Consider the following 14,014-nt stretch of genomic DNA (forward strand, 5'->3'; position numbering starts at 1 on the left):
AAAACAATAAAAAATGAGTTCTATAAATCTTCAGGCAATCCCACTCTCGGACTGCGAAAAATATATAGCAATCGTTGTTGACGAATCCGGTTCGATAAACACCAATGAAGCACAGCAAATTAGAGATGGACTGACTTCTTTTATTAATGCTCAGGCGCAAAGCAATATAACACTTTCATTAATCGGAATGTCTGACAGCGATACCGCTGTCAGAACCGATAATGTTATTCAGAAAAAAATTGCAGGTAACAAACAGGATTTTTTAAGCTGGATTAATCTATATGGCAATGGTAAAGTTACGATCCAATCTGATTATTGGGCTTCTGGTTTAAATGCTGCCAAGAATTTAGCTGTAACTCCTGATATTGTTTTCGTTGTAACAGACGGAATTCAGGTAAACAACTCTGAGTTTTTAAAAGATTTATTCACTGATCTAAATCTAAAATCACAGGTCTTTGTTTATGGTGTTACGAGCACTATGGAAGATATTAAGGAATTAACAACGCCATTAAATACTTTTTTAGGCAGAGCACCAAAACTAAAAGAGGATAAAATCTCTGCTCTGGATTCAGATTACCTTAGGGTTCCTGATTTCAGCACTTTAGGAATAGAATTAAACAGGCTTATTACGGATTTGTCTGCTGCTCAAACGGGCTGTATTTCGAATGTAAGTATTGTTGAAAATAAAATCGCTTATCCTGCTTTAAAGAAAGGTGTAAAAGTAAGCCAGCAAGCCGGAACTCTTGTTCTTAGAAACAAAAGCCGTGTTCCTCTTTCCTTAAGCACAGGAACAAAAATACACACTGCGGGCAGTTTAAATGGCTTAACTTTTAAACTTCAAAATGCTGTTACAATTCCGGGCTCAACACAAATTGAGGTTGTAATTCGAATTGAAGGAAAACCATTAGCGCTTGGAAATTTCTTTACTCCAATTGCTTTAAACAATGTTAAAAATCCTTTAGGTTTTACTATCAGCTTTAAAGTTGGCAAAGAATCATCTATAATTGATATTACTACAGGAAAAACTAATCTGCAGTCTACTTATTTGCAAATTGCCGCTTCAGGTTCTAAAGGAGTTGACAGTACCAGAGGAATTCATCTTCGCTGGCTGCTTGCTGGTAAATTAGGTGAAAAACATCTTCCAAAAGGAGATTTATATAAGGGTGAAAAAATTAATTTTAATAAACCGGAGGACTTTGTAAAACTATACAGGGCTCCTTATACAAAAGTAAGCCACACTTTAGATCTAACCAGAGAACCAAATGTTGTAGATAATCAAAGGGCTTTATGGATTTATAAGACAATGGATTCTAAGAGATCTATTTATGTTAGTTTTCAAAATAAAGCAAAGTATAAATCAGTCAAACTTGGTATAGATCCGTTAGCTAACGCTGCCGCTTTTATGCAGGCATACGGAAACAACTTAATTGAAATTGAAAATAAAACCGAATTGTTTTTTGCTGCAGAATTAAACTTTTCACCACCAACATCTTCAAGTAAGGTAAGGTTAGAAACTTTATCTGTTGCAGAGAATACCATTATTGCTGCTAAGAGAGTTACAAATCGTAAAAGTTATTCTTCGACACAATTAAATAACGTTCGTTTGCTTGCAGAGAACGGAAGAAGCATTCGATTTAAGGCTGATAACTGTACTTTGAATGCTATAAACTTTGAGTTTTATTCAGATTTCATTACACATGCCAATACTAATGGCGATTGGAATTTAAAAGGCAAATATGGTTTAAGCAAAAATGATATCGAAGTTTTTGAGCAATTAGAACCAAAACTCAATGCTGTTCATGGAAAATGGCTAAAATATAATGATGGCGAATATGTAAATATTGCCAATTATAAAAGCAAATGGAACAGACCAACCATTGAAGGAGATGAAAGCGATAAAAACATTAAGTCAATTGTTGAACGCTATATCGAATTAAGCGAAAATCCAAATGACCCAACCGCATTAGAAGCGATCAACTTTGGAGATCTTGACGCAGATAAAGATCCTGAACCGGGAGAAGAACAGGACGATGCAGAAAAAATATCTAATCTTGATTTGTTAAATATTGCGGCAAACGATTACCATATTGCACGTATGTTAGGTTTGGGATGTATTGATATTGACGAAGAAGTGCTTTCCGGAGACTATGTTTATCTAACAGAATACACCACTTTTGGTGATTTGGGAGATGGCCTGGGATCAAGAGAGGTTCAGCATCTTTCTATGAGTATTCCAACTTCTACAGCTACAGAGCGTTTTTCTCTGCCGGTTCAATTAAATAAAATTGTGCCTGGTTTAAATGTGGGTTCAGATGAAAATCAAAATGCTCAAATTACAGATCCAAACGGATATAGTTTTGACGGAAAGAAAAGATACGTAAGTTTGTTTATGGATGACGTCATGGATTATGACATAGCATCTACTAAGGCTGATGATTTCTTTAAATCTTCATTAGAATATGATGGAAGCTCCTTTACATTCCCTGTCTATGTAGGTATTAATTTTAAAATTGATGGCGAAACAAACTGGAGAAAACCAGAAATATCATTTGATTTAGAATATCGCAATGTCAATAAAAACCTTAACGAATCATTTTATGAGCCGGTACCGGTTATTATTCCGGATGCTGGGAAATCAATCTTAAATGTACGTCAGGAAGAAGCAGGTAAAAAAACTTATATCTATCAGGGATATGGCGTTAATATTTTCTCCAGAGCATCTGCCGGAAGAAGAATAAGTATTGAGTCTGATATTAAACCGGCAAACAATTTAATGCCGCCAAGCAATATTAACTCACTTTTAATTACCGAAGAAAACCCATTAATGTTCACCTCTCAATCTGAGCAGGACCGTCTTGGTAAAATTATAGGAGATGATCCAACATTGGTTAGAATTTTATTTGACTATTACTCGGCTCAGGAATTATTAAGTTACACTGTTCCTTCAGAAATATCTGCTCAAAAAGCTGAGTTGGACAAAAACAGTATTTTTCCTGATACAGAAGAAATATTTGCAGATCATTTTAAACTATACTACAAAGACAGACTTCCTGAAGTAGAATATGGTGAAATTGCAAGTATTAATAATGATGATGAACTGACCTCAATTGTTACAATAAGAGAGTATAAAGTTCTTAGCAGCGGCGAAGATGTTAAAGTAACATTAACTGAAAGCAATAAAGCAAGATTTACAGGAGGAATTCTAACCATTGGAGATCAAAATTATGTAATTCAGGATATAAATGTTGTTCTTAAACCAAAACAAAAACCTCAGGATCCTGATGAATTTGGCTATGCTAATATCACTGTACTTAAGAAAGAAGTAAGTGACCGTACTCATGCTGACGGAGATGCCACAATAGACTCTGACCAAATTAAGGGCATAGAGATGCCTGAAAGTAAATTATGCACTTTGGTTCAAAACATGTTAACGGACACGAACTGGCATAAACCGGAAATTGATTTTAAAGTGCAATATCCCGAAAGTTTAAATGTTATTCATCGTGAAGTTATTCAGCCTGAAAGCGAAAACACAACAGAGCTGCAATTAGAGAAAACCAGAGGTATCTGGAAAAATGCCCTAATAGAAAAGGTATTGGAAGATGCATATAAAATGGATAAAAACGGACAATATGAATTGGATAAAGATAAAAAACCAATCAAATTGGCTGACAAAAAACATTTAGGTTTATATCAAATCACTTTTTCTGGTTTTAATTTACCTCAGCACCCTCAGTTTAAAGCAGGAAACGAAAACTCTGTAGAATGGTTTAATGGTATTGTTCGTTTATTTACAAAAAGCTCTGTTAAACAAGGAGTTTCGGTTCCTGTAAAAACCAGAAAAGAATTTAAAGTTGTTCGCACAAAGAATATTGGAGAAACAGGAGATTTGGTTTTATATGTTAATGATACAGATTTCAAATTAGGAGATTATGTAAATCAAACAATGCTCGAAAGCCATGATGAAATCATTATTGGAAATAAAGAAGTAAACTATTATCCTAGTTATAAAGTATATCTGTACAAAGACCAAGCTTCTGGAATTACAAAAGAAAATATTCAGCCAAGAGCAGATGAAAGTACACGCTACTCTATTTTCGGAATTAGTTCGCGTGCTGTTCGTCCTACTTTTGAGTACAAATCCAAGATTAGTATTCCGAGTCCTATGTATGCCGTTAGAGTTGAAAAGGCCGAAAAACCAGAAATTACAGAGGGACATAATCTATATGCTACAAGACCGGATTTTTACAATCGTTCGACTTTTACTTTTACAACTCAATACAAAAAAGATCGTAAACCTTATGGCGCATTGCATTATAGAGCCAATGAACAAGATTTCCTGAATCTTTTGTATAAAACAACGACTATAAATACCATTCGTGAAGAACTAAAAAAAATAGGTGGCAATGAAGAACCTGATTTTGAAAAAAGATGGAAAAACTTTTTAGACTTTAAATACCTTGAAATTAATGGGAATTACAAATCCTTCCCTGAAAATGAATCTGAGCCAAACTACAGATTTCCATTACCGGATAATGACGAATTTGTAAAACTAATTAATGATTTTATCAAATGGCATAATGAAACGCAAAAACCTGAAATTAAAGCCAAAACAATAGAGAACTTAACCTCATTAAATCAAGTATTAATTTCTACAGTTAATGGAGTTAAAACCAATTTACTGGCTGTTTATTTTATTGAAGAAGCTATAAAATCAGCCTACGTTCCATTAACAGAAGTACCGGTTATTTATGAATACATTAAAGACAATACGTATGTACCAACCAATAAAAAGCAGACAATTAAAGATAAAAATGGTCATGCCTTAAAACCAACCGATCCCGATTTTGATATTGCGCCAATGATGAAGATCGTTAATGAAACTGAAAACATAACACAGTTTACTGATTTTAATTTGGATGGAAATTCTCAAAGTTTTTATTTCTATGCGGTTCGCGAAATGGATATTAAAATGAATTTTAGTGAACTTAGTGATCCCTTAGGACCTGTAAAACTGGTTGCTTCAAATCCGCCGCAAACGCCGGAAATTAAGAGAATCATGCCAATTCTTGAAAATCAGGTTTTAGGAATTAAACCATCAATTCAGTTTGAAATAAATGCTTATCAGCCGGAATACAAAATCGGAAAAATCAATATTTATCGTGCCTCTTCAATGTTGGATGCACAATCGATACGAACGATGACACTGGCTAAAGAAATTGTAATTGACGAAGATACTTTATCTAATGAGTTTGATAATGTCTGGACGCTTTATGATGAATTTGAAGATTTAGAAGTTGTTCCGTTTGGCGATGGCCTTTTTTACCGAATTACTGTTTCAAGAAAAATCGAATATGCAGATCCAGGTTCAACTACAGAAAATCCTATCATCAATATTGACTATGCGCCTTCGCAGCCTTCAAAAATTACAGCTACTGTAATTGCGGATACTATTTCGCCTGAATCACCTGTATTAGAAGCATCAGGAAATATAACCGGAACAAATGCTGAAATTCTAAAAACAGTCATCTTCAATTGGAAGAAAACAGTTCACAATGGTAAATATCATTTATATAAAATGACCCGATCTGGGAATTGGGAAAAAATTCATGAAGTTACTTCAAACCTGGATGATGTCATTCTTCCGCTGGAAAATGTAAACTCTTATACAGATGAATTGATTATTAAAAATGATGATGGTGAAAGAATCTATCACCATTTCAAAGTAATCTCTGAAAACTCTTCAGGAATGTTCAGCAGTGAAGAAAAAATCTTAACTCTTTAAAACTAGCAGCAAATACCAATGATTAAACTCATTGGTATTTTATTCCGCCTCATCAAACAAAAATTTATAGCAAGAAATAAAATTAAACAACATGGCAACAAGCAGAAATGACTTTCACAACAAATTCAAAGATGGAGATATTCCGTCACACGTTGACTTCGTCGAAATTTTTGACAATTTCGTTCATAGAGATGACGATAAAGCCGATTTTCAAATGGTGGAAACAGGTACAGACAATGAGCATTATATTACTCCGGCACTTTTAAAAAGCATTTTTCAAAATTCAGGAATTCTTTCCGGTAACTGCTATTCTCCATACAAACAATATGAGGACGATTTTACAGGCACAACAATAGAATTAGAATTTTCTCCTGTTGAAAACAGTGTCAAGGTATTCAAAAACGGACAGTTATTAGAAGAAAATGAAGATTACCAATTAAATTCTGACACAGGAATAATCATTTTTAGTGAAGGGATTACGAGCCGAAATATTGAGGTAAACTATTGGTTTAAAAATACCAATCCAACATCTGGTAATTCTGATTCCATCTTTGGTAAAGCATCGATCCCTTACAAAGAAAACTTTAGCGCCGACACTTTTAATGATGATACTATTACACTAAAAGAAACGCCTCTTAAATACAGTGTGAAAATATATAAAAATGGCCAGCTGCTTCGAGAAGGTAAAGATTATTCTATAGCAGAAGACAGTGCCGTTATTACATTTTCTGCCCCTATAAGCGGCCGTAATATCGAAGTCGATTATTGGTTTCAAAGCTCAATTTCATTAACAGATCCTGAGTTGAATACAAAATATGTTGACTTAACCACAAAACAAACCGTTGCAGGAAATAAAACCTTTACAGAAGCTGTTGAAAGTAAAGGTTTTGTAAAAACTGGCGGCACTTCTAACCAATATTTAATGGCAGACGGTTCTGTGTCTAATTCTACAAGTTCTGATTATGATGCCGGACATTCCCCTTTTGGTATACCGCTGACTGGTGGATATCAAAAATTTAGTAACGGCTTAATATTACAATGGGATTATATAATGAATGGTTCTACTAACTATACTTTCCCTATTGCCTGGCCAAAGAGAGTAGGCAGTGTTGTTCTTTCTACCTATAGAAATTCGTCAGGAAATAAAGGTTTTAATCATGTTTATAATGTTACGAATACATCATACAATGCAATTATTGATGGCAGTACCGGATACATGTTTGCAATTGGTTATTAATAATAAAACTTTAAAATAAAAAATGATGTACAAAGGATCATACAACGAAAACGGAGAATACACAGGCTTTTATGTTGAAGGAATTCATGAGAATATTCAACAACCCAATATTGAACTGACCGAAGAAGAATGGCAGCAAGCTTTATCGAAAAATTACAAAGTAATTAATGGTAAACATACTTATTCTGCTTTTGTTGAAAGTCAGGATAATATTATGGAGAGCTTAAGAGCAATTAGAAATTCATTATTAACTGAAACCGACTGGACCCAAGTAGAAGATTCGCCTCTTTCTCCAGAGAAAAAAGCAGAATGGAAAAATTACAGACAGGCACTAAGAGATTTAACTGATGTCGATGATTTAACGACTATTGTCTGGCCTGTAAAACCATTATAATAAAATAATTATTCAATAACTTTTTAATGGTTTTAGAAAACAAAAAAGCAACATTATTACTCACTAAAACATAATGTATGGAAGAAAACACAACATATAAACCCTTTGCATACGGAGATCATCATACTCCGGTAGAAGGCTTAGAGGTTTATTATAATAATGAAAAAACGTTGACGGTTAAAAAAAATGACTGCTTGAAAGGAACCACTGGAAATCCAGTTACTTTAACTGCAGGAGCCAATAAATTTGTATCGACAATAAGCACTGCCGAAGCTGATGAACAAGCTGAATCTTGGCTAAAAGCAAATACTCAGGCTTATGCTAACAACATTGGAACTTGCAGTATTAGACCTACAGCATGGCGTGGAGCAAACCCTTCATGTGTTTTAGAACCGCCAACAACATTATTACCTTTTGATTATATGGTAATAAAATACAAGTGGGCTCCTGGCGCCGGTGTTGATTTAGATACTTTTACAGGTTTTATAAATACAGGTTTCAGTGCTTTAGATAAAAAATGGGTAGGATTTGGACTCGGAAATGAAATTCCGGCTAGCGCAATTGCACAGGATTCTTACATTATGTGGGGCGGTGACATTCAGGATAGGACAGGTACCGAAACTTGCTTGGTAAACTTTAAAAAAGTAAAAGAAGTTTATTCTAATCTGAATGATGTTCAAATTAGAATGGCTGGAGTTTGGTGGAGTTCTAAGGCTAGCGGAAATATTGATGTAGAAATCACCACTTTCCTTGGCGGTACAATGCTAAAAGAAGGTAAAGACATTATAAATAATGACGGTAACCAAGTACAGCAATTAAACTTTTCAAAAAATATTTTAGTACAGGGTACACATCTCGCAATAGACCAAGTTACTCACATTGGATACATTAACTATTCTAATAACCAATCAACTGCAAAGGTTGTAATAAATTATTAAAAACATGGAAAACACAGGATATAAGTCTTTTGCTTTTTTAGAAAAATACTATACAGATGACAATACCTCCACAGAAGAAACAAAACCAAATGTAACATCAGATCCAGATTATATTGCTCCTATTTTAGATATTACGACCTGCCCACCTGTCACTCGACATTACAATAGCCAACAAACTAAAACCGTTACAAAAAATAATTGTTCCCCGGGAGAAACAGGTACTGAAGTTGGACTTATTGCTTATGCAAATCAATTTGTATCCTATGACAGTATAACTGATGCAAATAATCAAGCACTTGCCTGGTTGGAAAATAATGCTCAAATATATGCGAATAATGCGGGAACCTGCATTGCTGATTCAACTCCTCCTACAAGTCCTTTTTTAAGTGTGTCTTCGATTACTCCAAATTCATTAATATTATCATGGACTCCATCAACAGATAATGGGATACTTGCAGGTTATGATATATATCAAAACGGAATTTTACTTACTTCAACTTCATCTGATGTACTTCACTATCCTATCACAGGTCTATCTGCAGCTAGTACGTACACTTTTTATGTAAAAGCAAAAGATGCCAAAGGAAATTCAAGTAATAGTAATATATTAACTAGCACAACACTTCCTTCTATCCTATCTCTGGCTGCTGTAAGATCGGTAATTTTTGAAAAAAGATCTAGATCTTGGGGTACATGTAGAAATGCCCTTGCCTCAGATTTAGAGTATAACGATAATACGTTTATTGGTGCAGCTGTAAGTGCAGATAATTTATTATATTATCTAAATAGATATAGAGGTGTTATTGATACTTCGTCAATTACTATAAAGCCAAAATCTGCTAAAATAAAATTTAAGTTTGCTGAAAACACTGTTGGAAATGCATTGACTTTTAATTTATTTGGATCCAATATTCAGATTCCACTTAATCAAGAATTTCAACCTGCTGATTGGAATGACTGGGACAATACTACCTTCATCAATAGTATTTCTGTTCCTAGCAATTCTACCGCTTATAACGAAATAAATCTAACTAGTTCTCAATTAGATTTACTCGTTTCAGGACAAGCCTATAATTTTTTCCTAATTTCTAATGGTGATAAAGAATCTTATGAACCTAGTTCAAATAGCAGGCCTGTGTTATCAATAAGCGCTGCAACTGGCCAGATATATTTAGAATGTCAATTTTAATAAAGACAATTTCATAATAGAATAAAAGTGGCTGATTTAGAAATAAATCAGCCAAATAAAATTTCAACTAAAATGAGGAACTAAGTTTCACTTATTATAACAACACGCAGTTGATAGTACCAGAGCGTTAGATAAAAAAATATGTATCTAATACTCCATAGGTCCAGTGTAAAAGACCCAATTAAAAACATTCAAAAGATACTCTTAGAACTCATTTCGAAACATTTTACCAAAAATTTAAAATGATTAAAGTGAATTTTAGAATTAAAACTTTTTTGCTCCCAAATTGCAAATAAGACTTAGGAATAAGCGGTGTCAATAGAACCCAAGATAATACACTATATCAATAATACATCTGATATAAAGACATCAATTTACAATTGTCAAGAAAGATTTCAAATTATTATTACAAATTAAATACCACAAAAATGAACACAAATCACAACAGAATAAAAGTATCTGACTTAGAAACAGATGAGCCGGGTAAAATTTTAGTAACAAACGAAAAAGGAGAATTGGAATTCAGCGAAACCATGCCAGGTAAGCAAGATTTACAATCTGTTTTAGAAGCAGGTAATTATGCAACAAAAAACATGTGGATTGGTAACGGTGATGAAGGCATGCAGATTTTTGTTGGAGCAGAAAGTGAAGATGCGGTTCAATTAGGATCTGGCGGTATGGCTGGTCTAAGTCGAAAATCAACTTTTATTGGTAAAAATGCAGGTAATGGGACGATACAAGAAATGGTTACTGCTTTGGGTTATTATGCAGGAGCTGGAAATCAGTACCCGAGAGCTATTATATTAGGAGCTGCTGGAGCAACGGTATACACAACTGCTCCAAATCAATTGGCGATAGGAACAAATGACTCTTACAAAACTATTCGTTTTAATACAGATGTACAGACTGATTTAGATTTAAATTTTCCATCAACAAGCGGAACTTTAGTTACATCTAATAATTTTAAAACTATAAATGGAGAATCTATCCTTGGAACTGGAAATATTGATTTATCTAAACAAGACATTACAACGCAAATAGAAGTAAGTACAAGTCAATCTATTCCGTCTGATTGGTATGGTAAAACAGTATTATTTACTACTAGTTGTACGATTACCGTTCCTTCTTCAATACTAGAAAGCTTTATTTTTAATGGTATCACATTATCAGGAGTAAATGTAACATGGGCAATTACTGCTCCACACACCTGGTTATTTGGAACACCTTCTGTAACTTCGGAAAAACAAATTTTCACATTTACAAAAAGAGGCAATACAAATGGCATTTTATTATTAGGAGTATAATGAGTGCCCTATTACAAAATACAGTTTTTGGACGAAATAAATTAACTTACAAACCTTTTATTTCTACATGGAAAACGGATAACATTACTACTGGTTCTAGTGCTAATAACCAGATAAGACTACCATTAATGCCAAATGGCAGTTATGATTTTAATATAGATTGGGGTGATGGCACTTCATCTGTTATTACAAATTATGCATCTGCAATACATACCTATAGTGTACCGGGAACATATACGATAACTATTTTAGGTAAATGTAAGGGTTGGTCTTTCTATATTAACTCGGGTGAAAGATTAAAAATATTATCGATACAAAAATGGGGAAGTATTCAATTAGGAATATTAAATAGCATATATGGCTGTTTTTATTCATGTAAAAACTTAACATTAACAACTGTTGAGGATACATTACAAACTACTGGATTCACTTCTTTTTATCTTATGTTTTATGACTGCGCTTCCTTAACAACGATTAATAAACTTAATGATTGGGATGTATCAAAAATCGTTAATCTCTCTAATATGTTTTCTAATTCTCCATCATTTAATGAATATATTGGTGGATGGAACACTTCATCCTGCGTAGGTATGAGCGGAATGTTTATTAATACTCTATTTAATCAGGATATTGGAAATTGGGATACTTCTAAAGTCTCAGATATGAGCTATCTGTTTATGACAGCCAAAGCATTTAATCAGGATATTAGTAAATGGAACACATCAAATGTTACTGATACAACTTCTATGTTTAGCGGTGCGGTGGCATTTAATCGACCTATTGAAAATTGGGACGTCTCCAAATCAAAAAATATGTCATATATGTTTTACGGTGTCACAGCATTTAATCATAGCATTAACAGATGGAATACATCGTCCTGTATAAACATGTTTAATATGTTTGGTAACGCCACATCGTTTAACCAAAATATTGGAGAATGGGATACATCAAAAGTAAACAACATGTCTAATATGTTTAATGGTGCCGCAGCATTTAATCAAGATATCAATAGATGGAATACATCCAGCGTAACTACTATGGCAGCAATGTTTAGCAATGCTTCATCATTTAATAAACCTATAGAAAACTGGAATACTGGTAACGTAACAAGTTTTACAAGTATGTTTCAAAATGCAATCGCATTTAATCAAGATATTGGAAATTGGAATGTTTCAAAAGGGGGTACTTTTAACTTAATGTTTGGAAATGCTCAATCTTTTAACAATGGAGGAAGCAATAGTATTAATGATTGGAATTTTAAAACTACAGGAGAAATAAATATGGCTCAACTTTTTGGCGGGGCCAAAGTATTTAATCAACCAGTTGGAAGTTGGAATGTGACAAGGGCAAATTGGATGAACTCAATGTTTCAAGGTGCCGTTTCTTTTAATCAGGATATCAGTTCATGGGATGTTTCAAATGTTACTTTATTCCAGGATATGTTTTCAATTGCTACCGAATTTAACCAAAATATCGGTTCTTGGAATGTTTCTAATGCACAAAATATGAATTCAATGTTTTCAGGTGCTACAGCATTTGATCAAAATATTGGAAACTGGAATATTTCAAATGTAATAAATTTTGTAAACTTCATGCAACACAAAACTGCTCTGACTTTCTCACGTGCTAATCTAGATGCTATTTATAATGGATGGAGTACGAGACCTGTTAAACCCTCAATTCGCATAACTTTTAATGGTGCAAAGCCAACCTCTGCCTCAAGTGTAGGAAAAGCAATTCTAGCATCTTCTCCAAATAATTGGATTATACAAGATGGAGGAATATAACTCGAAAAAATTAACACAATGAATTCTATAAAAAAGGGAATAGTATATCACTATTCCCTTTTTTATTTTTATTGTACTAAAATTTCCAAACCCTACCTCTCTCTATAAATCAAATACTGCTTTCTCATTTTTTTAAATTCCTGCAAACCTTCTTTCCAGCTGTTTCTTATTTCTTGTTCCGAAATTCCTGCTTCGATTTGCTGTTGCAGTTTTTCATTTCCTGCTCTAATAGAAAATTTTCTTTTATCGAAAAATTTCGATTTATCTGCCGTAGTTTGATACGCTTTAATCAGCCATTTAATTTCGAGTTTATTAATTCTCGGTATTGCCGATAAATCCTCTCCATTACATTCTACACCATTATACAAAGGATCTTTGTCTCCAAAATTAGGTTTTGGCGTAAATGCAAAATCGCTTTTTGGTAAATAAGGCGAACCGTAAATCTGAAATTGCTTTTCGGTTCCGCGTCCCATACTTACGTTTGTTCCTTCAAAAAGACACAAACTCACATATAAATTAATCGATTGATCATTTGGTAAGTTTGGCGAAGGGCGAACCGGCAAACTATACGTCATGCTTCTGTTATAATTCAAGCACGGAATCACGGTCAAATTACATTGAATGCCGTCTTTCAGCCATTTTTGACCATTGATCATTTTGGCCTCTTCACCCAAAGTCATTCCGTGAAGCAAAGGCGTTGGATGCATTCCTATTCCACTTTTAAAAGCAATATCCAAAACCGGACCGTCAACAATCGCAATATTTGGATTTGGTCGGTCTAATACAATTAGCGGAATATTATTTTCAGCACAAGATTCCATAATTCTATGCATCGTAGAAACGTAGGTATACAAACGCGTTCCTACATCCTGCAAATCAAAAACCATGATATCAATTCCTTTCAGTTGCTCTGGAGTTGGTTTATTGTTTTTACCGTAAAGAGAAGTAATAGATAAACCCGTTTTTGAATCAATTTCATCAGATACGTGTTCGCCGGCATCGGCTGTACCACGAAAACCATGTTCAGGCGCAAAAATTGTTTTGATTTTGATGTTTTTCTGAACCAGAAAATCAACCAAATGAGTTTTCGAATCGATAATACCGGTTTGATTGGTGACAATACCAATTGTTTTTCCTTTTAATAAAGGCAGATAAGCGGTATAATTTTCTGCTCCCGTTTTTATTTTTTGCGCAAAAGATACTGCTGAAATTAGTACGCATAGTATAGTTAGTCTTTTCATAAAGTTTATGTTTTTTCGTTTGCGACAGATTATATTTTTTTTTTCGCCACGAATTCACGAATTATTGCGAATACATTAGCTTAATTCACGGTTGCTTTTTTCGCTTTCACTCATAAACTAATTCGTGAATTCTTGGCAG

The 14,014-nt window shown here is 33.8% G+C and carries 8 protein-coding genes; 7 read left to right on the forward strand and 1 reads right to left on the reverse strand.

The annotated features are described in order from the left end of the window. The first annotated feature begins 13 nt into the window (after window positions 1–13). The 7 genes from B0M43_RS22875 (at window position 14) to B0M43_RS22900 (ending at window position 12,634) form a co-directional block, all read left to right on the forward strand. Window positions 14–5,785 (forward strand): vWA domain-containing protein, encoded by a 5,772-nt coding sequence (locus B0M43_RS22875; protein ID WP_078005539.1) that lies wholly within the window; start codon window positions 14–16, stop codon window positions 5,783–5,785. Between the two features lie 91 nt (window positions 5,786–5,876). Further along, on the forward strand, window positions 5,877–7,022 hold the full coding sequence (locus tag B0M43_RS22880; RefSeq protein ID WP_078005540.1) for a hypothetical protein: 1,146 nt from the start codon (window positions 5,877–5,879) through the stop codon (window positions 7,020–7,022). Window positions 7,023–7,044: 22 nt separating this feature from the next. Then, entirely contained in the window at window positions 7,045–7,416 is a 372-nt protein-coding gene (locus B0M43_RS24680; RefSeq protein WP_078005541.1) for a tail fiber assembly protein, read from the forward strand. A gap of 77 nt (window positions 7,417–7,493) precedes the next feature. Next, window positions 7,494–8,354 (forward strand): DUF5977 domain-containing protein, encoded by an 861-nt coding sequence (locus B0M43_RS22890; protein ID WP_078005542.1) that lies wholly within the window; start codon window positions 7,494–7,496, stop codon window positions 8,352–8,354. Window positions 8,355–8,358: 4 nt separating this feature from the next. Continuing rightward, a complete protein-coding gene (locus B0M43_RS22895) occupies window positions 8,359–9,543 on the forward strand; it encodes a DUF5977 domain-containing protein (protein WP_078005543.1) in 1,185 nt (394 codons plus the stop codon). Window positions 9,544–9,971: 428 nt separating this feature from the next. Further along, window positions 9,972–10,847 carry a hypothetical protein gene (locus B0M43_RS24555; RefSeq protein WP_168199982.1) on the forward strand — a complete coding sequence of 292 codons (876 nt, stop codon included), beginning with the start codon at window positions 9,972–9,974 and terminating at the stop codon, window positions 10,845–10,847. Further along, window positions 10,847–12,634: a BspA family leucine-rich repeat surface protein gene (locus B0M43_RS22900; RefSeq protein WP_168199983.1), complete on the forward strand. Its 1,788-nt coding sequence runs from the start codon at window positions 10,847–10,849 to the stop codon at window positions 12,632–12,634. Before B0M43_RS24555 ends, B0M43_RS22900 begins: the two co-directional genes overlap by 1 nt. Window positions 12,635–12,726: 92 nt before the next feature. Here B0M43_RS22900 and B0M43_RS22905 read toward each other — a convergent pair whose 3' ends face one another. Further along, complete coding sequence (locus tag B0M43_RS22905; protein WP_078005545.1) at window positions 12,727–13,875, reverse strand: exo-beta-N-acetylmuramidase NamZ domain-containing protein; 1,149 nt, start codon at window positions 13,873–13,875, stop codon at window positions 12,727–12,729. Between the last annotated feature and the right edge of the window lie 139 nt (window positions 13,876–14,014).

The sequence above is a fragment of the Flavobacterium sp. KBS0721 genome, from assembly GCF_002007065.3.
In the GTDB taxonomy this organism is placed as follows: domain Bacteria; phylum Bacteroidota; class Bacteroidia; order Flavobacteriales; family Flavobacteriaceae; genus Flavobacterium; species Flavobacterium piscis.